This is a genomic window from Marinovum sp. 2_MG-2023 (assembly GCF_030548265.1).
GTDB lineage: Bacteria > Pseudomonadota > Alphaproteobacteria > Rhodobacterales > Rhodobacteraceae > Marinovum.
Genome location: NZ_JAUOSD010000001.1, coordinates 385,871 through 410,005, shown reverse-complemented (window position 1 = coordinate 410,005; position 24,135 = coordinate 385,871). Strand labels below are relative to the sequence as shown.

The window sequence follows — 24,135 nt, the reverse complement described above, 5'->3', positions numbered from 1 at the left end:
AATCTACAGTATGAACATTCCAGAGCAACTCCGAAAGCACGGGCTCTTTGACGCACGTGTGCCGCGCTATACCAGCTATCCGCCGGCCAATCACTTTCGCCCCGGCGAAGGTCATCGGCATCAATCCGACTGGCTGAATGCGGTGCCCGCAGGCAGCGAGATTTCGGTCTATATTCACATTCCGTTTTGCAAGCGGCTGTGTTTCTTCTGTGCCTGCCGGACCCAGGGCACAAAGACGCTGCGCCCGGTGGACGCCTATGTCGAGGTGCTGCGCCGGGAAATTGCAAATGTCCGCAAATTCCTGCCTTCGGGCGTGAAAATGGCGCGGCTGCATCTGGGGGGCGGCACACCCACAATTTTGTCCCCCGCCACCATGGCCCTGCTGCTTGATGAGGTCTTTGCCGCGTTTGCCCCGACCACCGACATCGAATTTTCGGTCGAAATCGACCCGACCGAAGCCGCGCCGGAGCTATTGGCAACCCTGGTTGATTTCGGCCTGAATCGCGCCAGCATCGGGGTTCAGGATTTTGCCGCGGATGTGCAGGACGCCATTGGACGGCATCAATCCTTTGAACAGACAGAACGCGTGATCCAGCAATTGCGCGGTCTGGGGGTCGACAATATCAATCTGGATCTGCTGTACGGGTTGCCACATCAAACCAGCGACAGCTTTGCCGCAACTCTGCAACAGGTGCTGTCGCTCTGCCCTGATCGTCTGGCGATTTATGGCTATGCGCATGTGCCGTGGATGTCGAAACGTCAGGTGATGATCGACGCGGCAAGCCTGCCCGACACCTATGCGCGTTTCGATCTGGCCAAATTGGCCCAACAGGCCTTTGTCTCGGCGGGCTATGACGAGATCGGCATTGACCATTTTGCACTGCCCTCGGACGGGTTGGCCATTGCCGCCCGGGCCGGTCGGTTGCGGCGCAATTTTCAGGGCTATACCGATGACACCACCCCGACGCTTGTCGGTCTTGGCGCATCGGCAATTTCCAGATTTCCGCAAGGCTATTCACAGAATGCCGCCGCCACTTCGGCCTATCTCGACCGGATCGCAAACAGCGGATTGGCCGGGCACAACGGCTATGAAATGCAGCCGCAGGATATTCTGACCGCGCGTGTGATCGAGGATCTGATGTGTTGCTTCGGTTTTCGGGAAACCCGGCTGCTGGCGGATTTCCCCGAAGAGCGAGAGGCAATTCATGCCACGGGCATTGCCCTGATGCGGCAATTTCCGGATGCGTTTTTCATCGCCAAGGGCGGGTTGCAGATTCGCGAGGATTTCAAACCCCTCGTGCGGGTGATTGCCAGCCGGGTCGATGGGTTTCTGGCCCAGACACTGGCGCATGCCTCGGCGATCTAGCCGAGCGGCGGTGTAATGTATCAAAGGCCCTGCGGGCGCAAAAGGGGGCCAGCCCCCTCGGCCTTTGGCCTCACCCCCGGGATATTTTTGGTCAGATGAAATCAGCGGGACCGTACATTGGATGGCCGCAGGATGTGGCCGTCGGAGAGCCCGCCGCGGTCGATGCCTAAAAAATCAGCGCATCACCAGGAAACGCCCCAAAGTTCACCCGCCCAGCATTTACTTTCCCGCGCCAAGCCGCACATCTGAGGCTATGAACCAACCGATTTCGATCACCATTGTGGAACCGGACCGCGACCGCGCCTTGCTGATCGTGGACAGCCTGCGCACGGCTGGGGATTTTGACATTCAGGTCATCTCCGAGCCGACCAGCCTGGCCCGCCAGATTCAGGCCCGCCAACCCGACATGGTGCTGATCGACATCGAGAACCCGTCGCGGGACATGTTGGAGGAACTGGCACTGGCCTCTGGCCCGTTGGAGCGGCCGGTGGCCATGTTCGTGGACCGTTCGCCCGAGGGGCTGTCGACCGCTGCGATCGAGGCCGGTGTGTCGGCCTATGTGGTCGACGGGATGCAGCCACAGCGGGTCAAAGCCGTCCTGGACGCCGCAATCACCCGGTTTCGCATGTTTCAGCGGATGCGCACCGAGTTGGCGGAAACAAAGCGCGCGTTGGAAGAGCGCAAGGTTATCGACCGCGCAAAAGGTATGTTGATGAAGGCGCGCGGCATTGGCGAAGACGAAGCATATGCGCTGCTGCGGAAAACCGCGATGGATCAGGGCAAGCGGGTTGCCGATGTGGCTCAGGCGCTGGTCACTGCGGCGGGGTTGTTGTCATGAGTCTGACAACGCTGTCTGTCGGGTTCATCCCGTTGGTGGATGCTGCGCCATTGGTTGTGGCCCAGGAAATGGGATTTGCCGCCGAGGAAGGCATTTCGCTGGATCTGCGGCGCGCGCCGTCGTGGTCTTCGCTGCGGGACATGCTGAGCTTTGGCCAGGTTGATGCGGCGCATATGTTGTCGCCGGTGCCGGTGGCGACGGCAATGGGGCTTGGTGGGGCTGGCGCGCCGCTGTCGGCGGTTTCGGTCCTGTCGGTCAATGGCAATGTGATTGGTGTCAGCCGTGATCTGGCCCGACGCATTCACGATGGCGGCCATGATTTCGGGTTCCGCGACGCCCGCGCCGCTGGCATGGCCCTGATTGGGGCTGCGGGCGGGCGGTTGCGCATTGGCGTGCCGTTTCCGTTTTCGATGCATGCCGAGCTGGTCTATTACTGGCTTTCTGCGCTGGGCCTGCCTGCCCCGCAGAGCGTCGACATCCGCACCGTGCCACCGCCGCTGATGGCGGATGCGATCCGTGCAGGTGAGATTGACGCATTTTGCGTGGGCGAACCTTGGGGCAGTCAGGCGGTGGAAACCGGGATGGGGGAATTGTTGTTGCCCTGTTCCGCGATCTGGGCATTTGCCCCGGAAAAGGTCTTGGCTGTGCGCAGCGATTGGGCGGCGGCGGAAAATGCGCTTTTGGGGCGGTTGATCCGGGCGGTCTGGCACGCCGGGCGCTGGCTGGCGGATCCTTCGTCCCATAGTTTGACGGCGGAAATCCTGTCGCGTCGCGAATATCTGAACATTGCGCCGGACATTCTGGATCGCGCCTTGTCGGGTCGGCTGGTGCTGTCACAAACCGGTCAGGAACGCGAAGTGCCGGGATTTGTCGAATTCCACGCCGCTGCCGCGACCTTCCCCTGGCGCAGTCAGGCAGAATGGATCGGCCAGCAATTGGCGGCGCGCACCGGGCTGGATCGCGTGACCGCGAAAACCGCCGCACGGGCCGTCTATCGCAGTGATCTGTATCGGACCGCGCTGGCAGGTTTGAATGTGCCTTTGCCAACCGCCTCGGCCAAGATCGAGGGCGGCGTCAGCGTTGAAACCGCCGTTGCGACCGAGACCGGGCGGCTGATTCTGCGGCCTGACGGGTTCTTCGATGGCCGCGTTTTTGATCCCGACCTGATTTGATGCCCATTTTTTGCGCAGCCGCAGCATTGGCTGCGCTGCGATGCAGAATAATCGCCGCAAAACGCCAACTTCTCTTTGCGCATTTTGCCCATCAGCTGTCATAAATAAGTCATCGGCAGGCAACGATGCCCGCTGCTGGAATTTCCCTCAAAGATTTGAGGATCATGAGCAAAGCCGCTCGACCCACCGCCAGACAGGCAGTGTGAGTCAGCGGCTTTTTTATTTGCTCGGGTCCTTCCTCCCGCCCGGGCACAAATCAAAAGGAAAGACAGATGAAGAAACTCCTCCTTGGCCTTGCGGCATCCACCGCCCTTGTCAGCCCCGCATTTGCGGAGCTTGATCTGGAAAAAGACGAGCTGACATTTGGCTTTATCAAACTGACAGACATGGCACCGCTGGCTGTGGCCTATGAACAGGGGTATTTCCTGGACGAAGGTCTGTTTGTCACGCTGGAGGCCCAGGCGAACTGGAAGGTTCTTCTGGACGGCGTGATTGGCGGTCAGTTGGACGGCGCGCATATGCTGGCCGGTCAACCGCTGGCCGCGACCATCGGGTTCGGCACCGAGGCGCATATCATCACCCCGTTTTCGATGGATCTGAACGGCAACGGCATCACGGTTTCCAACGAAATCTGGGAGCAGATGAAGCCGAATATCCCCGCCGATGCCGAGGGCAAGCCAATTCACCCGATCAGTGCCGAGGCGCTGGCCCCGGTGGTCGAGAAATACAAGAACGACGGCAAACCGTTCAACATGGGCATGGTTTTCCCGGTCTCCACCCACAACTATGAACTGCGCTACTGGCTGGCGGCCGGTGGTCTGCATCCGGGGTTTTACAGCGGCGAAAACATTTCCGGCCAGATTGGTGCCGATGTGCTGTTGTCCGTGACCCCGCCGCCGCAAATGCCGGCCACACTCGAGGCGGGCACTATCTATGGTTATTGCGTGGGCGAGCCATGGAACCAGCAAGCGGTGTTCAAGGGCATCGGCGTGCCGGTGATCACCGATTATGAGCTGTGGAAGAACAACCCGGAAAAGGTTTTCGGCATCTCCGCAGAATTCCAGGAAGCCAATCCAAACACCACCCTGGCCGTGACCAAGGCGCTGATCCGTGCGGCACAATGGCTGGATGAAAACGACAACGCTAACCGGATGGAGGCGGTCGAAATCCTGTCGCAGCCGGAATATGTCGGCGCCGATGCCGAGGTGATTGCCGCTTCGATGACCGGGACGTTTGAATACGAAAAGGGCGACAAACGTGCGGTTCCCGACTTCAACGTGTTCTTCCGCTACAACGCGACCTATCCGTTCTATTCCGATGCGATCTGGTATCTGACACAGATGCGCCGTTGGGGCCAAATCACCGAGGCCAAGCCAGACAGCTGGTATGATGAAGTGGCCAAATCGGTCTACAAGCCAGAAATCTATCTGCAGGCCGCCCGTATGCTGGTCGACGAAGGTCTGGCGAACGAGGCTGATTTCCCATGGGACAGCGATGGCTACAAAGCCCCGACCCCGGCGGGCGATATCATTGATGGCATCGCTTATGACGGCAAGACCCCCAATGCCTATCTCGACAGCCTGCCGATCGGCCTGAAGGGCGAGCAGATGGTTGTTGGCACCGAAGTCAAAGGCTGAGCCAAACCAAAGGCAGAGGCCCCGGATCCTGTCCGGGGCGCGATCACCGCGAGACGCGCGCGCCCCGGACATTGCTCCGGGGCCTCCACCAAACCCCAAGGGGACAAACACATGACCACCGTAGACCCGAATTTCACTGACGCCGAAGCGCGCGAAGCCCGCAAGGAACGGCTTTTCACCCGCATCAATACGGCGGACAAATGGTTCCAGGTGCTGGGCCTGAGCTGGGCCACGCCGGTGCTGAAAGCCGCCGCCGGTGACAACCCGAAAGCACAGGTCAAGGAGATCTGGCGCCTTCTGGTCGTGCCGCTGATCGCCATTGCGATTTTCCTGTCGCTCTGGGCCACCCTGGCGCCACGGGTGCAGACATCTCTGGGCGCGGTGCCCGGCCCGGCCGAAGTCTGGGTCGAAGCGGTCAACCTGCATGAAGATGCCGGGGCCAAGGCCGAAAGACGTGAAAAATTCGAAGCCATGGTTGCCAAACGCAACGACAAGCTGATTGCGGATGGTCGCGCGGACGAGGTCAAAAACGTCGCCTATACCGGCGCGCCAAGCTATTACCAACAGATCTGGACCTCGATCAAAACCGTGTTCTTTGGCTTCCTTCTGGCCACGGTGGTCGCCGTTCCACTGGGCATCATGGCCGGTCTGTCCCCCACCGCAAACGCCGCGATCAACCCGCTGGTGCAGATCTTCAAGCCGGTGTCGCCGCTGGCATGGCTGCCGATCGTGACGATGATCGTTTCCGCCGTCTATGCCACCAATGATGGCATGTTCTCGAAATCCTTCCTGATCTCGGCCATCACCGTGACGCTTTGTTCGCTTTGGCCGACGTTGATCAACACCGGTCTGGGTGTGGCCAGCATCGACAAGGATCTGGTCAATGTGTCCAAGGTTCTGAAAATGAACACCTGGACCAAGATCACCAAACTGGTTCTGCCCTCGGCCCTGCCGCTGATCTTCACCGGGTTGCGCCTGTCGCTGGGTGTGGGCTGGATGGTGCTGATTGCCGCCGAAATGCTGGCCCAGAACCCCGGCCTTGGCAAATTCGTCTGGGATGAGTTCCAGAACGGCTCGTCCTCCTCGCTTGCCAAGATCATGGTTGCGGTTTTGACGGTCGGCATCATCGGCTTCCTGCTGGATCGGGTGATGTTCGCATTGCAATCCCTCTTCACATTCTCGAACAACCGGTGATCCCCATGAGCATCCTTAAATTCGACAATGTCTCCAAGAGCTTCGGCGAAGGCACGCACCGCGAAGATGTGTTGAAAAACATCAATCTCGAGGTGCAGGAAGGTGAATTCCTTGTTCTTCTCGGCTTCTCGGGCACCGGCAAAACGACGTTGATCAACCTGATGGCGGGCCTCGAAAGCCCGACCAAGGGCAGCGTCACCTTCAAGGGCAAGCCGATCACCGGACCGGGGCCGGAACGCGGCGTAATCTTTCAGAACTATTCGCTGATGCCGTGGCTTACGGTGCAGGGCAATGTGATGCTGGCGATCGACACGATCTTTCCCGGTATGCCCAAGGCGGAAAAGGCCGAAAAGGCCGCGCATTACATCAATATGGTCGGCCTGCCCCATGCCACACATCGTCGTCCGGCGGAGTTGTCCGGCGGCATGCGTCAACGGGTCAACGTGGCGCGTGCATTGGCGATGAACCCCGAGGTTCTTCTGCTGGATGAACCGCTCTCGGCGCTGGATGCGCTGACCCGCGCCAACCTTGCGGATGAGATCGAGGCGATTTGGGATGCCGACAAAAAGACCTGTGTTCTCATCACCAATGACGTGGACGAAGCCATCATGCTGGCCGACCGGATCATTCCGCTGAACCCCGACGGGACGCTGGGTGACGCGGTCACAGTCGACATCCCCCGCCCACGTGAGCGCAGCGAAATGAACCACCACGAAGGGTTCAAGAAACTGCGCGCCCAGGTCACCAATTACCTGATGGATGTGGGCATCGAGGCCAAGGTCGAAGGCAGCCGCATATTGCCCAATGTCACCCCGGTGCATGGTGTGCCCGCCGCCGTCAAAGAGGCGCAGGAAGGCATGATCGAGGAAAGGTTCCTTGATTTCAGCCAGTTGCACAAAATCTACCCCACCCCCAAGGGCCCGCTGACCGTGGTCGAGGATTTCGACCTCAAGGTGAACCGGGGCGAGTTCATTTCGCTGATCGGCCATTCGGGCTGTGGCAAATCCACGGTGCTGACCATGGCCGCTGGCCTTAACAGCATTTCCAAGGGCGCGATCCGGCTGGATGGCTATCATGTTCAAGGCGCCGATCCCGAACGCGCCGTTGTGTTTCAATCGCCCAACCTGTTCCCCTGGCTGACCGCGCGTGAAAACTGTGCCATCGGCGTCGACAAGGTTTATCCCAAGGCAAGCCAGGCCGAGCGTCAGGACGTGGTGGAATACTATCTTGAGCGTGTGGGTCTGGCCGATGCGATGGACCGCTCTGCCAATGACATGTCGAACGGCATGAAGCAGCGGGTCGGTATTGCCCGGGCCTTTGCGCTCTCGCCGAAACTCCTGCTGCTGGATGAACCTTTCGGCATGCTCGACAGCCTGACGCGCTGGGAGCTGCAAGAGGTGCTGATGGAGGTCTGGAGCCGGACCAAGGTCACCGCGATCTGTGTCACCCATGACGTGGATGAGGCGATCCTGCTGGCCGACCGCGTGGTGATGATGACCAACGGGCCACAGGCCACAATCGGCCGCGTCGTCAACGTCGACCTGCCCCGCCCCCGCACCCGCAAGGCGCTGCTGGAGCACCCGGATTACTACGCCTACCGCGATCAGGTTCTGAGCTTTCTTGAGGAATACGAACACGGTGCCAAAGGCAAGTCGGAGATGGCCGCTGAAGAAGAGGCCAAGACCCCCAAGGACGATGAGAAGGAAGCTGCATAATGGAAGCGTTGATTGAAACGGGCGTCCGCACCTTTATCGAAGTCACCGAATATTGGGTGCCAGAGGGCGACACGCTGGTGCTGGCCGGTGGCAATTATGGCGACCTGAAAGCATTCGAAGAAGCCTCGCGCCAGACCAGTTTTGCCAAGGGCGAAGGCCTGCCTGGCAAAGCCTGGGCCGAGGCACGCCCGGTTGTGCTGAAAGGGTTTGACGGGTCGTATTTCAAACGGACCGAAGCCGCACATGAAGCGGGCCTGACCAGCGCCGTGGCAATCCCGGTGTTTGACGGTGAAACGCTCAAATCGGTTTTGGTGGTGCTGTGCGGCGACGACGACGTGCGCACCGGCGCCATCGAAGTCTGGAAAGCCGACGACACCCTTTTGAGGCTGGATGACGGCTATTACGGCGCGGCTAAACATTTCGAGTTCGTCTCGAAACATACCCAATTTCCGCGCGGCCAGGGTCTTCCCGGTGGTGTCTGGGCGGCAAAAACCCCGATCCTGATGCGCGATCTGGGCTCTGGCTATGCCTTTATCCGCTCTGAAAGCGCGGGCAAGGCCGGGCTGACCACGGGTCTTGGCCTGCCGATCCCGGTGCCGGGTGGTGACACCTTTGTGCTGACGTTGCTGTCGGCACGCGGCACGCCGATCGCGCGCCGGTTCGAAATCTGGGACGCACGCGCGGCCAAGGTCGGCAAAGCCAACGATGCGGTGCTGATCGACGGGATCTGCGCCCGCGAGGGGCGGCTTTGGGATGACGAAAGCCCGCGCAAGGTTTCGGCCTGGCAGGGGTTGATCGGCCGGGTTCTGGGCACGGGCCTGCCGGTGGTGGAACAAACCGAAGGTCTGGCGGCGGGATATGATTCCGTGGTGGCCCTGCCGATCCATTCCAACGGTGAACTGGCCCATATCGTCGCCTGGTACGCCTGAGCCCTGGCTCTTGAATTGTATTCCTAACTGGATTTCCCAAAAGGAAAGCACATGAAAAAACTTGTCGTTATTGGCGCGGGCATGGCCTCGGGGCGGGTGTTGGAACACCTGTTCGACGCTGACCCGGACGCCTATGAAGTTACTCTTTTCAACGCCGAACCGCGCGGCAACTATAACCGCATCATGCTGTCGCCGGTGCTGTCGGGCGAAAAGACATATCAGGAAATCGTCACCCATGACGATGATTGGTATCGCGAAAACAAGGTCACCTGCCGCTTTGGCGAGGCCGTGACCGGCATCGACCGCGACCGTAAGGTGGTGAAGGGTGCCAATGGCGAAGTGGCTTATGACAAGCTGGTGATTGCCACCGGCTCTGCCCCGTTCATCATTCCGGTGCCGGGCAAGGATCTGCCGGGTGTGATCAGCTATCGCGATCTCGACGACACCAACGCAATGATCGAAGCCTGCGGCAAGCGCGGCAATGCGGTTGTGATCGGTGGTGGTCTGCTTGGGCTGGAGGCGGCTGCGGGCCTTGCATTGCGCGGCATGAATGTGACCGTGCTGCACCTGATGGGCCATCTGATGGACCGCCAGCTTGACCCGGCGGCGGGCTATCTTCTGCGCAAGGATCTGGAACGGCGCGGCATCACGGTGAAGACCCAGGCCTCGACCAAGGCGATCCTTGGCGAAGAGGCCGTCGAAGGTGTGTTGCTGGATGATGGCGAGGTGCTGCCAGCCGATCTGGTGGTGATGGCGGTTGGCATTCGCCCCGAAACCCGGCTGGCCAATGACGCCCATATCGAGGTCAATCGCGGCATTGACGTCAATGCGCAGATGGTCACCTCGGACCCGGATATTTTTGCCGTCGGCGAATGTCTGGAATTCAACGGCATGTTGTTTGGCCTTGTGGCCCCGCTTTATGATCAGGCCAAGGTCGTGGCCGCCGGTCTGTTGGATCAACCGGGCGAATTTGTACCGAAGGAGCTTTCGACCAAGCTGAAAGTGACAGGATGCGATCTGTTTTCTGCCGGTGATTTCGCCGAAGGCGACAACCGCGAAGACATCGTGTTCCGCGATCCGGCGCGCGGCGTCTATAAACGGCTGGTGATCGAAGACAACAAACTGGTCGGCGCGGTGATGTATGGCGATACCGCTGACGGCAATTGGTTCTTTGGCCTGATCAAGGACGGCACCGACATCGACGAGATGCGCGAAACGCTGATCTTTGGACCGTCCATGCAGGGGGGTGCCTCTGTGGACCCTCTGTCAGCCGTTGCAGCATTGCCGCCTGAGGCAGAAATATGCGGCTGTAACGGCGTATGCAAATCCACCATCGTTTCGGCCATTCAGGGCGGCGCAACCGACCTGGGCGCGATCAAGGCAACCACCAAGGCCAGCGCGTCCTGTGGCACCTGTACCGGCTTGGTCGAGCAGTTAATGGAAGTCACGCTTGGCGATTCCTATGCGGCGCCAGAGGCGGCGTCGATCTGTGGCTGTACCGATCTCAGCCACGAAGACGTGCGTCTTCTGATCAAGTCCAAGGAACTGAAATCGCAAGCGGCGGTTTGGCAGGAATTGGGTTGGAAAACGCCCAATGGCTGTCACGTCTGTCGCCCGGCGGTGAACTATTATCTGTTGGCCGATTGGCCGGTGGAATATCAGGACGACCCGCAAAGCCGTTTCATCAACGAACGCAAACACGCCAACATTCAGAAAGACGGCACATTCTCCGTCGTGCCCCGGATGTTTGGCGGCATGACCACCCCGGACGAATTGCGCGCCATTGCCGATGCGGCGGACAAGTACAAGGTTCCAACGGTGCATGTCACCGGCGGCCAGCGCATCGACCTTCTGGGCGTCAAGGGCGAAGACCTGCCCGCGATCTGGGCCGATCTCAATGCCGCTGGCATGGTCTCGGGCCATGCCTATGCCAAGGGTCTGCGCACGGTGAAAACCTGTGTCGGCAAGGATCATTGCCGCTTTGGCACGCAGGACTCCACGGGGCTTGGCATCAAGCTTGAGAAGAAGCTCTGGGGCTCCTGGTCGCCGCATAAGGTCAAGCTGGCGGTGTCGGGCTGTCCGCGCAACTGTGCCGAGGCGACCTGCAAGGATATCGGCGTTGTCTGTGTCGACAGCGGCTATCAGATCGGCGTTGCCGGTGCGGCGGGCATGGACGTGAAGGAAACCGAACGTCTGGCTGATGTCACCACCGAACAGGATGCCATCGACCTGGCGACCGCATTCATGCAGCTCTATCGCGAAAACGCCAAATACCTGGATCGGCCTTACAAATGGGTCGCCAAGGTTGGCCTCGACTGGGTCAAGGAACGCATCGTTGACGATCTTGATGAACGCGCGGCGCTGATCGAACGTTTCGAACTTTCGCAGAGCATCTATCGCAAGGACCCCTGGGCGGAAGAGGCCAAATCCAAGGCTGATCAATACGCCCCCCTCGCCGATCTTACCCTGGAGGCCGCAGAATGAGCTGGATCGACATCGGACATATCGACGACATCCCCCTGCGCGGTGCGCGGGTCATCAAGACACCGGTCGGCTGTGTGGCATTGTTCCGCACCAGCGAGACCGAGGTTTTTGCCGCATCCGACCGCTGCCCGCACAAGGGCGGGCCGCTGAGCCATGGCATTGTACACGGGCAATCCGTGACCTGCCCGCTGCACAACTGGGTGTTCGATCTGAACACCGGCGCGGCACAGGGGGCGGACGAGGGCCAGATCGAAACCTTCCCGCTGCGGCTGGAAGAGGGGCGCATCCATATTGATGGCACCTCGCTTGGCAACAGGAGCGCCGCGTGATGGATGGGGCGGGCATGACAGAAAAACGGTCGACCTGCCCCTATTGTGGCGTGGGATGTGGGGTCATTCTGCGCCCGGATGGCGCGGGTGGGCTGGACGTGCGCGGCGACCCGGATCACCCGGCCAATTTCGGGCGGCTCTGTTCCAAGGGGTCGGCGCTGGCCGAAACCATCGGGCAGGAAAGCCGTCTTTTGGCCCCCCGCATCAGCGGGCAGGACGCCGATTGGGACAGCGCATTGAATCTGGTTGCGCATAAATTCCGCAACACAATTGCCCGTCACGGGCCGGATTCAGTGGCCTTCTATGTCTCGGGGCAATTGCTGACCGAGGATTACTATGTCGCCAACAAGCTGATGAAAGGTTTCATTGGCTCGGCGAATATCGACACCAATTCACGGCTTTGCATGGCCTCGACCGTGGCGGGCCACAAACGCGCCTTTGGCAGTGACACCGTGCCCGGCACGTACGAGGATATCGACGAAGCCGATCTGGTGGTTCTGGTCGGCTCCAACCTCGCCTGGTGCCATCCGGTGTTGTATCAACGGCTGCTGGCCGCAAGGGCGGCACGTGGCACCCGGATCATCGTGATCGACCCGCGCCGCACCGCCAGCTGTGATGGCGCCGACATGCATCTGGCGTTGAAATCCGGCAGCGATGTCGCGTTGTTCAACCGCCTGTTGGTCGAGATCTACGAAGGCGGCGCGTTTGACAAAGACTATCTTGCCAAGGTGGACGGTTTTGATGCCGCGTTGCAATCTGCCTATGCGGATGATCCAGCGGTCACCGGCCTCAGCGAGGCAGAGATCCGTGCTTTCTGTCAGATGTGGATGCGCACCGAAAAGGTGGTGACGGTCTTCAGCCAGGGGGTCAATCAATCGACCTCGGGCGCGGACAAGGTCAACGCGATCCTGAACTGTCATCTCGCCACCGGGCGCATTGGCAAACCCGGTTCTGGCCCGCTGTCCGTCACCGGCCAGCCCAACGCCATGGGCGGGCGCGAGGTTGGCGGACTGGCCAATATGCTGGCCTGTCACCTCGACATCGAAAACCCCAGCCACCGCAGCGCGGTGCGCGATTTCTGGCAGGCCCCCGCCATGCCAGAGGCCGCAGGGCTGAAGGCCGTCGACATGTTCAAGGCCGTCGGCGATGGCCGGATCAAGGCGCTGTGGATCATCCACACCAACCCGGCGGTGTCGATGCCCGACGCCGATGCGGTTGCGGCTGCGATCAAGGGCTGCGAATTCACCGTCGTGTCCGACATCACCGCCGCGACCGATACCGCGCGGCTGGCCGATGTGCTGCTGCCCGCCGCCGCATGGGCGGAAAAGGACGGCACCGTCACCAATTCCGACCGGATCATCAGCCGCCAGCGCAGCGTTCTGACCGCGCCGGGCATGGCGCGCCCGGATTGGGAAATCCTCGCTGATGTGGGCCGCCGCATGGGGTGGACCGCCGCTTTTGACTACCAGTCCCCGGCGGAAATCTTCCGCGAATATGCCGCGCTGTCACGGATCGCAGGACACTTCGGACGGGATTTCGATATCTCCGGTCTGCGCGAGATCAATGACCGCGATTATGAAATCTTCGAACCCACCCGCTGGCCGATGTCCGACAGCAAACAGGGGGGCCGGTTCTTTGCCGATGGCACCTTCTTTCACGAGGATGCCCGCGGCAAGATGCTGCCGCTGCGCCATCGCGAGCCTGCGTCGCGCACCGCACCGCGCTATCCTTTCCGGCTCAACACCGGGCGCATTCGCGACCAATGGCACACGATGACCCGCACCGCGCTGTCCCCGCGTCTGTCGGCCCATCTGGCCGAGCCGTTTCTGGACATTCACCCCGCCGATGCCGCCGAAAAGGGGCTGAAGGCCGCAGATCTGGTGCGCCTGACCAGCCCGCATGGCAGCGCGATCCTGCGCGCGCGGATCACCACCGACGTGCACCCCGGCGATGTCTTTGCCCCAATGCATTGGACCGGCGAAACCGCGCCATCGGCCCGGATCGACACGCTTGTCGCGCCAGAGGTCGACCCGGTGTCCGGCCAACCGGAAAGCAAGGCCAGCGTTACAGCGGTCGCCAAATTTGACGCCGCCTGGTACGGCTTTGCCATCTCTGCCAATGCGATCAACCCGACCTGTGATTACTGGGCGCGGGCGCGCACCAACGCCGGTTTCCGCGCGGAATTGGCGGGGCTTGATCCCGTCACCGATTGGGAGGCCGAGGCGCGCAAGTTGTTTGATCTAGGCACGGCAGAGGTCCAGTCGGTGATCGACCAGAAACGCGGTATTGCCCGTTTGGCATTTTATGCCGAAGATCGGCTTTTGGCGGCGCTGTTCATCTCGCCCCGACCGGTGGCGGTGATGCGCGATTATCTTGCCACCCTGCCCGGCTCCGAAGCGCTTGATGCCCTGAGCGGCATGACCCCGGCAGATCGCCCCGACCCCGGTCCGATCCTGTGTTCCTGTTTCTCGGTCGGGGTGAACACCATCCTGTCCGCCATTGAAACCGAGGGCCTGATGACCGTCGAGGCGATCGGCGCAGCATTGAGTGCCGGCACCAATTGCGGCTCCTGCCGCCCGGAGCTGGCGGAATTGCTGGCCCGTGTCGAAACCCGCGAGGCGGCGGAATGACACTTGCCCCTTATGTTCGCATTCTGGGGCGCGGTCCGGGGCGGTCCCGGTCGCTGACACAGGAAGAAGCGCAGGCGGCAATGACGCTGATGCTGTCAGGCGAGGCCGCACCAGAGGCGATTGGCGCGCTGCTGATGCTGTTGCGGATGAAGGGCGAAGTCCCGGCAGAGATCGCGGGGCTTGCGCTTGGCGCGACCAGCACCTTGCCCGCCCTGCCGCGCCCGGATCTCGACTGGCCATCCTATGCGGCGGGGCGCACGCGTGGTCTGCCATGGTTTTTGTTGTCGGCGCGGTTGGTGGCCGAGGCCGGGCATGATGTCTTGCTGCACGGCTTCAACGGCGCGGACAGGAAGGTGCGCGCGGGGCTGGCCCCGGCTGGCATCCCTGTTGCCGCCACGTCCGCCGACCTTCAGGGGCTGATGGACCGGGGGCGGATCGCCTATCTGCCGCTTGAGGTTCTGTCGCCTGACCTCTTTTCCCTTCTCACCTTGCGCGATGTTCTGGGCCTGCGGTCTTGCATCAACACCGTCTGTCGGATGCTTAATCCCGCAGGCGCAACCGCCAGTGTACAGGGCGTATTCCACCCGTCTTATCGCGGGCTTCAGACCGAGGCAGCGGTGCTTATGGGATTGCGCCAGCAAACCCTCATCAAGGGTGGCGGCGGCGAGTTTGAATGTCATGCGGCCAAGGACACCGCCTGTTTCGGTCTGCGCGATGGCCAGATCTGGAACGAGACGCTGCCGGCACGCATTGACGACACCCGCCGGTTGGACGACGGATCCGAAGACACCGCGCGGCTGGCCGCGCTCTGGCAGGGCAAGATCACCGATCCCTTTGCCGAGGCGGTTGTGATCGCCACCGCCGCGCTGGCGCTGGACACACTTGGCCATGCCCATGCGACCGACATGGCACAGTCCCTCTGGTCGAACCGCCACACCCTCAAAGCCGCCTGATCCCGGCAAAGGAGACCGACATGAAAAGCTTTCCCATGTTCATCCGCACAACCAACCGCCGGGTGGTGATTGCCGGGGGGGGCGAACAGGCGGCGCAAAAGACCCGGCTGATCCTGAAAACCGATGCAAAAATCGTGCTGGCCGCGCCGGAACTGGATGATGAATTGCAATCCATCGTCGACGCCGGGCGGGCCACACATCACGCCGGGGCCATTGGGGCCGATCTGTTCCGGGGCGCCGCGATGGGGTTCATTGCCACCGGTTGTCCGGGGATGGACACAGCGGTGCATGCCATTGCCAAAGCGGCGGGATGTCCGGTCAATGTGGTCGACCGGCCCGACCTCTGCGACCTGACAACGCCGTCGCTGGTGGACCGCGATCCGGTGGTGGTCGCCATCGGCACCGAAGGCACGGCCCCGGTTCTGGGCCGTCAGATCAAGACCCAAGTTGAGCAAATGCTCACACCCAATCTTGGCGGATTTGCCGCGCTGGCGGGACGGATGCGCGGCGCGGTAGCGCGACGGGTGGCGCCAGAGCAACGGCGTGCCTTCTGGCGCTGGGCCTTTGCCGAAACACCGCGCCGGGCCTGGACCCGTGGGGCGGAACGTGAGGCCGCCGAAGCATTGAAAACCGCGATTGCCGCGGGCGCGGCCCCGGATGCCGAAACCGCAGGCAGTATTGCCCTGATCGGTGCCGGCCCCGGTGCACGCGATCTGTTGACCCTGCGCGCAGTGCAACGGCTGCAAGAGGCTGATGTGATTTTCTATGACCGGCTGGTGGACACAGAGGTGCTGGAACTGGCGCGTCGCGATGCCGAGCGGGTCTATGTCGGCAAGGTCGTGGGCGCCCACGCCTGGCCACAGGAACGGATCAATGCGCTGATCGTGGCCGAAGCGCAAAAGGGCCGCCGGGTGGCGCGTTTGAAATCCGGCGATCCCGGTGTCTTTGGCCGCGCAACAGAGGAGCTGGAGGCCGCCCGCGCCGCCGGAATCGCCACCGAGATCGTGCCGGGCGTGACCGCCGCCTGTGCCGCCGCCGCACATGCCGGACAATCCCTGACCGAGCGCGGCGTTTCGGACACGCTTGTTCTGACCACCGGCACCTGTCGCGACGGTGATCCCCTGCCTGATTGCGCCCGCCATGCCCAGCCCGGCAGCACGCTGGCGCTCTATATGTCGGTTCGACAATCGGCGCGGATTGTGGCGGCGCTGCTGGCACAGGGAATGCCGGGGGCTGCCGATGTGACCATCGCGGTCGAAGTGACAAAACCCGGAGAACGTTTTTTGCATTGTCGTCTGGAAGATCTGAGCACGACCTTGCTGGCCGAGGGGATCAACGGTGTTGCCACGCTTTTGATTACCTGGCCCAAATCCATGGCCCAATACCCGACCAGAACGTTGACCCCATCCAAGGCGCCGTCCCAGGCACCAGAGATTGTGACCTTGTCAGCCTGAGGTTTATCCGGCCAGCCTCAATTCGCCGGACCCCATTCGCCCGTCCCTGTTGACCTGGGCCACCAGATCCAAGGCCGGGCATGGGGGGCGACCACCCCGGAAAGGGGCAAGAGTTTTCCGAAAAACCCTTGCCCCCCCATGAACAGCTTTTCAGCCGCTCTAGTCCGGCATCGTATCTGCCAGCCGCTGCAACAGCGTGTCGCGGGTGACGACGCCAAGTGTCTTGCCATTTTCAGCAACGCGAATTGTGTCCACATCATCCGAAAACATCGCCACCAAATCATTGATTGGCGTGTCCGGTTCCACATCCGGCCCATCGGATTCGCCCGGCTCCATCATGTCGCAGGCGCAAAGCACCCCCAGCGGGTTCATATGGGCCACAAAATCCGCGACATATTCCGTTGCTGGGTTCGAAAAGATTTCCCGTGGCGTGCCGCATTGCACAATGCGCCCACCTTCCATGATTGCGATCCGGTCACCGATCTTGAATGCCTCGTCAAGATCGTGACTGACAAAGATGATCGTGCGCCCCAGCCGCCCCTGAAGATCCAGCAATTCGTCCTGCAACCGGGTACGGATCAGCGGATCCAGCGCGCTGAACGGCTCGTCCATCAACAGCACCGGGGCCTTGGTCACAAAGGCACGTGCCAGACCAACCCGTTGCTGCATGCCGCCCGAAAGATCGCCGACCTTGTGGTCGGCCCAATCGGCCAGCCCCACAAGCGCCAATTCTTCTTCTGCGAGGGCCTGACGTTCCTTGCGTTCCATCCCGCCCAGTTCCAGCCCCAACACCACATTGTCGCGCACGCTGCGCCAGGGCAGCAGACCAAATTGCTGAAACACCATGGCGACATGGCTTAGCCGCACATTGCGCAGGGTTTTGGCATCGGCATTGGTCACATCAACCAGATCGTCATCACAGCGCACCCGCACCGCGCCACGCGCCACCGGGTTCAACCCGTTCACCGCCCGCAACAGGGTTGATTTGCCCGACCCGGACAGCCCCATCAGCACAAGGATTTCGCCTTCGCGCACCTCGATATTGCAATTGTGAACGCCCAGCACCTGTCCGGTTTCAGACTGAATCTCGGCCCGGTCCTGGCCATCGTCCATCAGCGGCAGCGCCTCTTGCGGCGCATCGCCAAACACAATGGACACATTGTCGAATTCTACAGCATTCATTTGCGATCCACCCGCAGCATACGGTCCAACATGATCGCCACCACGACAATCACAAAACCACTTTCAAAGCCAAGTGATGTGTTCACCTGATTAAGGGCCCGCACCACCGGCACGCCAAGCCCATCCGCCCCCACCAGCGCCGCGATCACCACCATCGACAGCGACAACATGATCGTCTGGTTCAATCCCGCCATGATCTGGGGAAAGGCATAAGGCAATTCAACCTTCAGAAGCTTCTGCCGGGGCGTCGCGCCAAAGGCATCTGCGGCCTCCAACAAGGCCCCGGGGGTCGAGGTCACCCCAAGATGGGTCAACCGGATGGGCGCCGGCACCACAAAGATCACCGTCGCGATCAGGCCCGGCACCATGCCGATGCCAAAAAACACAATCGCCGGGATCAAATAGACAAAGGTCGGCAGCGTCTGCATCAGGTCAAGCACCGGCCGCATCCAGGCATAAAGCCGGGGCCGGTGCGCTACGGCAATGCCGATCGGAACGCCAAGCCCCATGCAGACCACACAGGCCGACAACACCAATGTCAGGCTCTCGGTTGTTTCTTCCCAGTAGCCCTGATTAAGGATGAACAGAAAGCCCAGAACGATAAAGGTCGTCACCTTCCAATTGCGCTGCAAAAGCCAGGTCAAACCGGCAAAAAACGCAATTATCACAATCGGATGCGGCGATTGCAGCAACCACAGGATCGCGTCGATCATTGTCTCTAGCGTATCCGACAACCCGTCGAAAAACCATGCGCCGTAGGTTTGCAGTTTGTCGAAAACCCAGGCGGCGGAATCGCCCACCGGGATCTTGTGATCGGTCAACCAGTTCATGCCTGCTCCGTCAAATATTTCTGATCACCCTTGGCCCATGCCAGCCGCAGTGGCATGCCGTCGGGCAAACGGGTTTCAATGCCTGCTTCAAACCTCTCGGCGGCAGAAAACATGTCGCAAAATGCCACAAAATCATTGTGCCACGTCGCCTTTGGGGAAAAACTCTGGACCACCATGGCCGCCACGGGACGGCGAAATCGACGGGCTTCGGCAATTGCCGCCGCAGTGCGGTGCAGCAATTGATAGCGCAGATCGCCAACATCCTCGGGGGTCAGCCCCAGCCAATCGCAAATACCGGCCAACCGCAGTGCCTTGCCCGCTGTTGGTTTGGCGTGCCAGTCCGATACGGTCTGGCCAAAGGGTTCTTCGACCTTGGCCTCAACCGCGACGGCCATGTCGCGGCCATCGGCATGCACCAATGCAAAGACATCACATTGCGACGGGAACCCGCCACCGGGCAAGGGCACCTTGTGTTCCACAATCGCCAATTGCAGCTCCGCATCAGCGCCCAGCGCCGCCGCAACTTCGGGCGGGAACCCCGCCTCCCAGCTTTGTGCAGTCGCCATCGCAGAATAGCCTGCGCGCCACTGCCGGTCCGGGTCTGCCAAAAGGGCCCGCCAATCGGCGAGCCCCTGAGTTGTGCGCAGAGGTGTCACTCCAGCGCCGATTTCACAGCCATCATTGCGTCGCCGCCGTCCTTGGCGGTCACACCGTCCAACCAGCCGTCAAGCACGCCCATATTGGCCGCCAGCCAGGTCTTGGCCGCATCCGCCGGATCATTGCCTTCGTCGAGGATCGAGGCCATGATCTCGTTTTCCATCGCGAGGGTAAATTCCAGGTTGGTCAGAAGCTTACCCACATTCGGGCAGGCATCGACATAGCCGGCCGATGTGTTGGTATATACTGTCGCGCCGCCGAGGTTGGGACCAAAGTAATCATCGCCCCCCGTCAGATAGGACATTTCGAAATTGGCATTCATCGGGTGCGGTTCCCAGCCAAGGAACACAACCGGCTCTTCGCGGCGATCGGCGCGCGCGACCTGGGCCAACATGCCCTGCTCAGAGCTTTCGACCACTTCGAAATCTTTCAGACCAAAGGCGTTTTCCTCGATCATCGACAGGATCAGACGGTTGCCGTCATTGCCCGCTTCGATGCCGTAAATCTTGCCTTCCAGCGCGTCCATCTGGCCCGCAATATCAGCAAAGCTGGCGATGCCCAGATCGGCGGCGACCTTGTTCACGGCCAGGGTGTATTTCGCTCCTTCCAGATTGGCGCGCACGGTATCGACCGTTCCGGCCTCGCGGTAGGATGCGATATCGCCTTCCATGGTCGGCATCCAGTTGCCGAGGAAAACATCAATGTCGCCTTTTGCCATCGACGTATAGGTCACGGGGACCGACAGCACCTTGATGTCGGTGTCATATCCCAGTGCCTGCAACACCGTTGTGGTGGCTGCCGTGGTGGCCGTGATGTCGGTCCAGCCCACATCAGAGAAATTGATCGTATCGCAATCGGCCAGAACCGGCCCAGCAATCCCAAGCGCCAGAACGGACGCCGTCAGTTTCAGTTTCATTGGTTAAGTTCTCCCTGATTTTTTATTGACTGACCCGTCAATCAATAACATATACTGCCAAGTCCGCAATGCTGCAAACGCCAACCCAAAAGAGACCGCCATGCCCAAGGTCGGAATGCAACCCATCCGAAGACAAGCTCTGATCGAGGCCACCATCGCCGAAGTCGGTGCGAAAGGCACGCTTGATATCACTGTCTCGGCGATTGCCAAACGTGCGGGCGTGTCGTCGGCGCTGGCGCACCATTATTTTGGTGGCAAGGACCAGATCTTCCTGGCGACAATGGTTCATATTCTTTCCGCCTATGGCCGCGATGTGCGCGATGCTCTGCGTCAGGCCGACACCCCGCGGCGCCGGCTTGCGGCCATCGTAGAGGCAGGATTTTCAGGTGGCAACTTCGACTATGCGGTGGTTGTGTCCTGGATGAACTTCTATGCGCTGGCGCTTTCGTCGCCCGAAGCCGCGCGTTTGCTTGCCATTTACCAGATCCGCCTTAGGTCGAACCTAAGACACGCATTGCGCCCCATGGTTGAATCTCCCGGCCCGGTCGCGGAAAGAATAGCTGCAATGATCGACGGTCTCTACCTGCGCGAAGCACAAAGCAAGGCGCCGGACGGCAAACACGCCATCGCAATCGTGATGCAACAAATTGACATGGAACTTAAAGGAACGGCGCAATGACCCGGCCCCTGCACCTCCCGGACCCTCAGCCCAAAGCCAGCCATTTTGTCGGCGGCTATTATGTCGAAGATGCCTCTGGGCCGGAAATTGCAGTGATCTATCCCTATACCGGAGAGCAGATTGCCCGGGTCCATGGCGCGACCGACGCGGTGCTGGATCAGGCGATTGCCGCGGCGGTTGTTGCGCAAAAGGAATGGGCGGCACGCAGTGGCACCGAACGCGGCCGGGTGCTGCGCCGGGCCGCCGACATCCTGCGCGCCCGCAATCACGAGCTTAGCCAACTCGAAACCTATGACACCGGCAAACCTTATCAGGAAACTTCGGTCGCGGATGCCACATCGGCGGCGGATGCATTGGAATATTTCGGTGGTTTGGCGGCCTCGTTGACCGGGGAACATATCCCGCTGGGGGGCGATTGGGCCTATACAATCCGCGAGCCCTTGGGGGTCTGTGCCGGGATCGGCGCCTGGAATTACCCGACCCAGATCGCCTGTTGGAAGGCCGCCCCGGCGCTGGCCTGTGGCAATGCCATGGTGTTCAAACCGTCGGAAACCACACCACTGTGCGCCTTGAAGGTGGCGGAAATCCTGGTCGAGGCCGGCGCGCCTCCGGGGTTATTCAACGTGGTGCAGGGGCTGGGGGATGTCGGAGCAAAGCTGATCGCGGACCCGCGTATCGCCAAGGTGTCGCTGACCGGATCGGTGCCCACCGGCCGCCGGGTCTATGCCGCCGCCGCAGAGGGCATCAAGAATGTGACCATGGAGCTGGGCGGAAAGTCCCCCTTACTGATTTTTGATGACGCCGTGGTGGACGATGCGGTGTCCGGGGCCATTCTGGGCAATTTCTATTCCTCGGGCCAGGTCTGTTCCAATGGCACACGGGTGTTTGTCCAGGCCGGAATTTACGATGCTTTTGTCGCACGTCTGACCGAACGTCTGGCGGGTGTGAAACACGGTGACCCCCAGAACCCCGAGGTGAATTTCGGCCCGTTGGTCAGCGCCGCACAACGTGACAAGGTATTGGGATACATCGAAAAAGGTCGCGCAGAAGGCGCGCGGCTGGTGGCCGGCGAAACCGAGATGTCGGGCCCCGGTTTCTGGGTCGCGCCCACGGTTTTTGCCGATGTGACCGACGACATGACAATCGCAAAAGAAGAGATCTTTGGCCCGGTTCTGTCGGTGCTGAAGTTCGAGGACGAGGCCGAGGCCGTGACCCGCGCCAATGCCAGCGAATTTGGCCTGTCCGCCGGGGTCTTTACCCGCGACATTACCCGCGCCCACCGTGTGATCGGGGCGCTGGATGCCGGTTCCTGTTTCATCAATTCCTACAACGACGCCCCTGTCGAAGTGCCGTTTGGCGGGTCGAAAATGTCCGGTGTCGGGCGCGAAAACGCCAAGGCCGCGATCGAGCATTATTCGCAATTGAAATCGGTCTTCGTGCGCATGACCCCAATCGAAGCCCCGTTTTAAGATGGAGGCCGATTATGTCATCGTTGGCGCCGGTTCAGCGGGATGTGCGCTGGCCTATCGGCTGACCGAGGCCGGGCATTCCGTAATCGTGATCGAATACGGCGGCAGCGATGCCGGGCCGTTCATTCAGATGCCCGGCGCGCTGTCCTTTCCGATGAACATGCGGCGTTATAACTGGGGATTTGAAAGCGCGCCGGAACCGGCCCTTGGTGGCCGCAGGCTGGCCTGTCCACGTGGCAAGGTGATTGGCGGGTCGTCGTCGATCAACGGCATGGTCTATGTGCGCGGTCATGCCAGCGATTACGATTATTGGCACAGCAGCGGCGCGCGCGGCTGGGCCTATGCCGATGTCGCCCCCTATTTCAATCGTATGGAAACATGGGATCCGGCCGGTCAAGGCGGAGAGCCGCATTTGCGCGGCGACAAGGGGCCGCTGCATGTCACGCGTGGCGGGCGGAAAAACCCATTGGTGCGCGCCTTTGTCGAGGCGGGCAAACAAGCGGGTTACGAAACAACCGAGGATTACAACGGCCAGAAACAAGAAGGTTTCGGCCCGATGGATTCGACCATCCACAAAGGCGAACGCTGGTCCGCCGCCCGGGCCTATCTGCGCCCGGCACAGGCAACGGGGCGTTGCACATTGCTGCGCGGGTTGGCCTGCAAGGTCGTGATCAAGGACAAGCGCGCCACCGGTGTCGAAGTCCTGCGCCGTGGCACGCGTGAGGTCGTCCATGCCCGCAACGAAGTGATCCTTGCCGCCTCTGCAATCAATTCCCCCAAGCTGTTGATGTTGTCGGGCATTGGTCTTGGCGCGCATCTGTCGGCGCATGGCATTGATGTGGTGGCCAATCGTGTCGGCGTTGGCATGAACCTGCAGGATCATCTGGAACTCTACATCCAGATGGCCGCCACCCAACCGGTGTCCTTGTTCAAATACTGGAACCTTTTTGGCAAGGCCTGGGTCGGGTTGCAGTGGCTGTTGACTCGCAAGGGACCGGGAGCCTCCAACCAATTTGAAAGCGCGGCTTTCATTCGGTCCCGCGCCGGGGTGCCCTACCCCGATATTCAATATCACTTCCTGCCGATTGCCGTGCGGTATGACGGGCGCGCCGCCGCCGAAGGCCATGGTTTTCAGGCCCATGTCGGGCCCATGCGCTCGCCCTCACGCGGGTCGGTCATGTTGAATTCCGCCGATCCCGCCGACGATCCGCGCATTCTGTTCAACTATATGTCCCACGCCAAGGATTGGGAGGATTTCCGCACCTGTATCCGCCTCACGCGTGAGATCTTTGCCCAGAAGGCGTTTGCGCCTTATGCCGGGCATGAAATCCAGCCGGGCGCGGATGTTCAAAGCGATGCAGAGCTTGATGCCTTCATTCGCGAACATGTGGAAAGCGCTTATCATCCCTGTGGCACCTGCCGCATGGGATCACTGGATGACCCGCAATCGGTGGTCGACCCGGAATGCCGGGTCATCGGGGTAGAGCGGCTTCGGGTGGCGGACAGTTCGATTTTCCCAAGAATTACCAACGGCAATCTGAATGCGCCGTCGATCATGGTGGGGGAAAAGGCGGCGGATCATATCCTGGGCCGCGCGCCGCTGCCGCGTGACACAACCCCGCCCTGGCAACATCCGCATTGGGACAGCCAACAACGCTAGGGCGCGCTTGGACCGCGCTCTCCCCCCCCCGTTTGCGCACC

19 protein-coding genes are annotated in these 24,135 nt (G+C 61.0%); 15 read left to right on the top strand and 4 right to left on the bottom strand.

What is annotated here, in order from left to right; all coding sequences use genetic code 11:
- The first annotated feature begins 10 nt into the window (after window positions 1-10).
- The 12 genes from hemN (at window position 11) to cysG (ending at window position 16,701) form a co-directional block, all read left to right on the top strand.
- The gene (hemN, locus tag Q4577_RS02070; protein ID WP_303466764.1) at window positions 11-1,366 is read left to right on the top strand and encodes an oxygen-independent coproporphyrinogen III oxidase; all 1,356 of its coding nucleotides are present in this window, start codon (window positions 11-13) and stop codon (window positions 1,364-1,366) included.
- Window positions 1,367-1,619: 253 nt separating this feature from the next.
- Window positions 1,620-2,204 carry an ANTAR domain-containing response regulator gene (locus tag Q4577_RS02065; RefSeq protein WP_303466765.1) on the top strand — a complete coding sequence of 195 codons (585 nt, stop codon included), beginning with the start codon at window positions 1,620-1,622 and terminating at the stop codon, window positions 2,202-2,204.
- A complete protein-coding gene (locus Q4577_RS02060; protein WP_303466766.1) occupies window positions 2,201-3,376 on the top strand; it encodes a CmpA/NrtA family ABC transporter substrate-binding protein in 1,176 nt (391 codons plus the stop codon). The genes Q4577_RS02065 and Q4577_RS02060 overlap by 4 nt, the downstream gene beginning before the upstream one ends.
- A gap of 272 nt (window positions 3,377-3,648) precedes the next feature.
- Window positions 3,649-5,013, top strand: coding sequence for a CmpA/NrtA family ABC transporter substrate-binding protein (locus Q4577_RS02055; RefSeq protein ID WP_244686262.1), 1,365 nt, complete (start codon window positions 3,649-3,651; stop codon window positions 5,011-5,013).
- 111 nt (window positions 5,014-5,124) lie between these two features.
- The gene (locus Q4577_RS02050; RefSeq protein WP_303466768.1) at window positions 5,125-6,207 is read left to right on the top strand and encodes an ABC transporter permease; all 1,083 of its coding nucleotides are present in this window, start codon (window positions 5,125-5,127) and stop codon (window positions 6,205-6,207) included.
- 5 nt (window positions 6,208-6,212) lie between these two features.
- Entirely contained in the window at window positions 6,213-7,922 is a 1,710-nt protein-coding gene (locus Q4577_RS02045; RefSeq protein ID WP_303466769.1) for an ABC transporter ATP-binding protein, read from the top strand.
- A complete protein-coding gene (locus Q4577_RS02040) occupies window positions 7,922-8,851 on the top strand; it encodes a GAF domain-containing protein (protein ID WP_303466770.1) in 930 nt (309 codons plus the stop codon). The genes Q4577_RS02045 and Q4577_RS02040 overlap by 1 nt, the downstream gene beginning before the upstream one ends.
- A gap of 51 nt (window positions 8,852-8,902) precedes the next feature.
- Entirely contained in the window at window positions 8,903-11,335 is a 2,433-nt protein-coding gene (gene nirB, locus Q4577_RS02035; protein WP_303466772.1) for a nitrite reductase large subunit NirB, read from the top strand.
- Window positions 11,332-11,664: a nitrite reductase small subunit NirD gene (gene nirD / locus Q4577_RS02030; RefSeq protein ID WP_244686251.1), complete on the top strand. Its 333-nt coding sequence runs from the start codon at window positions 11,332-11,334 to the stop codon at window positions 11,662-11,664. Before nirB ends, nirD begins: the two co-directional genes overlap by 4 nt.
- Window positions 11,664-14,294, top strand: a complete 2,631-nt coding sequence (locus tag Q4577_RS02025) for a nitrate reductase (protein WP_303467455.1) — start codon at window positions 11,664-11,666, stop codon at window positions 14,292-14,294. The genes nirD and Q4577_RS02025 overlap by 1 nt, the downstream gene beginning before the upstream one ends.
- Window positions 14,291-15,247, top strand: coding sequence for a glycosyl transferase family protein (locus tag Q4577_RS02020; protein ID WP_303466773.1), 957 nt, complete (start codon window positions 14,291-14,293; stop codon window positions 15,245-15,247). The genes Q4577_RS02025 and Q4577_RS02020 overlap by 4 nt, the downstream gene beginning before the upstream one ends.
- A gap of 20 nt (window positions 15,248-15,267) precedes the next feature.
- The gene (cysG, locus tag Q4577_RS02015) at window positions 15,268-16,701 is read left to right on the top strand and encodes a siroheme synthase CysG (protein ID WP_303466775.1); all 1,434 of its coding nucleotides are present in this window, start codon (window positions 15,268-15,270) and stop codon (window positions 16,699-16,701) included.
- Between the two features lie 159 nt (window positions 16,702-16,860).
- Here the strand turns inward: cysG and choV are convergent, their stop codons facing one another.
- From choV to choX, 4 genes are all read right to left on the bottom strand, one after another.
- Window positions 16,861-17,883, bottom strand: coding sequence for a choline ABC transporter ATP-binding protein (choV, locus tag Q4577_RS02010; protein ID WP_244686243.1), 1,023 nt, complete (start codon window positions 17,881-17,883; stop codon window positions 16,861-16,863).
- Window positions 17,880-18,713, bottom strand: coding sequence for a choline ABC transporter permease subunit (gene choW, locus Q4577_RS02005; protein ID WP_303466776.1), 834 nt, complete (start codon window positions 18,711-18,713; stop codon window positions 17,880-17,882). Before choW ends, choV begins: the two co-directional genes overlap by 4 nt.
- Window positions 18,710-19,279: a hypothetical protein gene (locus Q4577_RS02000; RefSeq protein ID WP_244686239.1), complete on the bottom strand. Its 570-nt coding sequence runs from the start codon at window positions 19,277-19,279 to the stop codon at window positions 18,710-18,712. Before Q4577_RS02000 ends, choW begins: the two co-directional genes overlap by 4 nt.
- 86 nt (window positions 19,280-19,365) lie before the next feature.
- A complete protein-coding gene (gene choX, locus Q4577_RS01995) occupies window positions 19,366-20,286 on the bottom strand; it encodes a choline ABC transporter substrate-binding protein (protein WP_244686236.1) in 921 nt (306 codons plus the stop codon).
- A 100-nt stretch (window positions 20,287-20,386) separates the two neighbouring features.
- Here choX and betI point away from each other — a divergent pair, with 100 nt between their 5' ends.
- The 3 genes from betI to betA are packed head-to-tail and all read left to right on the top strand — an operon-like array spanning window position 20,387 to window position 24,094.
- Complete coding sequence (gene betI, locus Q4577_RS01990; protein ID WP_303467458.1) at window positions 20,387-20,965, top strand: transcriptional regulator BetI; 579 nt, start codon at window positions 20,387-20,389, stop codon at window positions 20,963-20,965.
- Window positions 20,962-22,434, top strand: a complete 1,473-nt coding sequence (betB, locus tag Q4577_RS01985) for a betaine-aldehyde dehydrogenase (RefSeq protein WP_303466777.1) — start codon at window positions 20,962-20,964, stop codon at window positions 22,432-22,434. The genes betI and betB overlap by 4 nt, the downstream gene beginning before the upstream one ends.
- A 1-nt stretch (window position 22,435) precedes the next feature.
- The gene (gene betA, locus Q4577_RS01980; protein WP_303466778.1) at window positions 22,436-24,094 is read left to right on the top strand and encodes a choline dehydrogenase; all 1,659 of its coding nucleotides are present in this window, start codon (window positions 22,436-22,438) and stop codon (window positions 24,092-24,094) included.
- Window positions 24,095-24,135 lie beyond the last annotated feature (41 nt).

Bases quoted from the DNA above. Each gene is read 5' to 3' on its own strand.
- Q4577_RS02060 (WP_303466766.1), top strand. From the start codon at position 2,201: ATGAGTCTGACAACGCTGTCTGTCGGGTTCATCCCGTTGGTGGATGCT.
- betB (WP_303466777.1), top strand. From the start codon at position 20,962: ATGACCCGGCCCCTGCACCTCCCGGACCCTCAGCCCAAAGCCAGCCAT.
- Q4577_RS02065 (WP_303466765.1), top strand. From the start codon at position 1,620: ATGAACCAACCGATTTCGATCACCATTGTGGAACCGGACCGCGACCGC.
- Q4577_RS02020 (WP_303466773.1), top strand. From the start codon at position 14,291: ATGACACTTGCCCCTTATGTTCGCATTCTGGGGCGCGGTCCGGGGCGG.
- Q4577_RS02000 (WP_244686239.1), bottom strand. From the start codon at position 19,279: ATGGCGACTGCACAAAGCTGGGAGGCGGGGTTCCCGCCCGAAGTTGCG.
- Q4577_RS02025 (WP_303467455.1), top strand. From the start codon at position 11,664: ATGGATGGGGCGGGCATGACAGAAAAACGGTCGACCTGCCCCTATTGT.
- betI (WP_303467458.1), top strand. From the start codon at position 20,387: ATGCCCAAGGTCGGAATGCAACCCATCCGAAGACAAGCTCTGATCGAG.
- Q4577_RS02055 (WP_244686262.1), top strand. From the start codon at position 3,649: ATGAAGAAACTCCTCCTTGGCCTTGCGGCATCCACCGCCCTTGTCAGC.
- Q4577_RS02045 (WP_303466769.1), top strand. From the start codon at position 6,213: ATGAGCATCCTTAAATTCGACAATGTCTCCAAGAGCTTCGGCGAAGGC.
- Q4577_RS02040 (WP_303466770.1), top strand. From the start codon at position 7,922: ATGGAAGCGTTGATTGAAACGGGCGTCCGCACCTTTATCGAAGTCACC.
- nirB (WP_303466772.1), top strand. From the start codon at position 8,903: ATGAAAAAACTTGTCGTTATTGGCGCGGGCATGGCCTCGGGGCGGGTG.
- cysG (WP_303466775.1), top strand. From the start codon at position 15,268: ATGAAAAGCTTTCCCATGTTCATCCGCACAACCAACCGCCGGGTGGTG.
- nirD (WP_244686251.1), top strand. From the start codon at position 11,332: ATGAGCTGGATCGACATCGGACATATCGACGACATCCCCCTGCGCGGT.
- choX (WP_244686236.1), bottom strand. From the start codon at position 20,286: ATGAAACTGAAACTGACGGCGTCCGTTCTGGCGCTTGGGATTGCTGGG.
- hemN (WP_303466764.1), top strand. From the start codon at position 11: ATGAACATTCCAGAGCAACTCCGAAAGCACGGGCTCTTTGACGCACGT.
- betA (WP_303466778.1), top strand. From the start codon at position 22,436: ATGGAGGCCGATTATGTCATCGTTGGCGCCGGTTCAGCGGGATGTGCG.
- choW (WP_303466776.1), bottom strand. From the start codon at position 18,713: ATGAACTGGTTGACCGATCACAAGATCCCGGTGGGCGATTCCGCCGCC.
- Q4577_RS02050 (WP_303466768.1), top strand. From the start codon at position 5,125: ATGACCACCGTAGACCCGAATTTCACTGACGCCGAAGCGCGCGAAGCC.
- choV (WP_244686243.1), bottom strand. From the start codon at position 17,883: ATGAATGCTGTAGAATTCGACAATGTGTCCATTGTGTTTGGCGATGCG.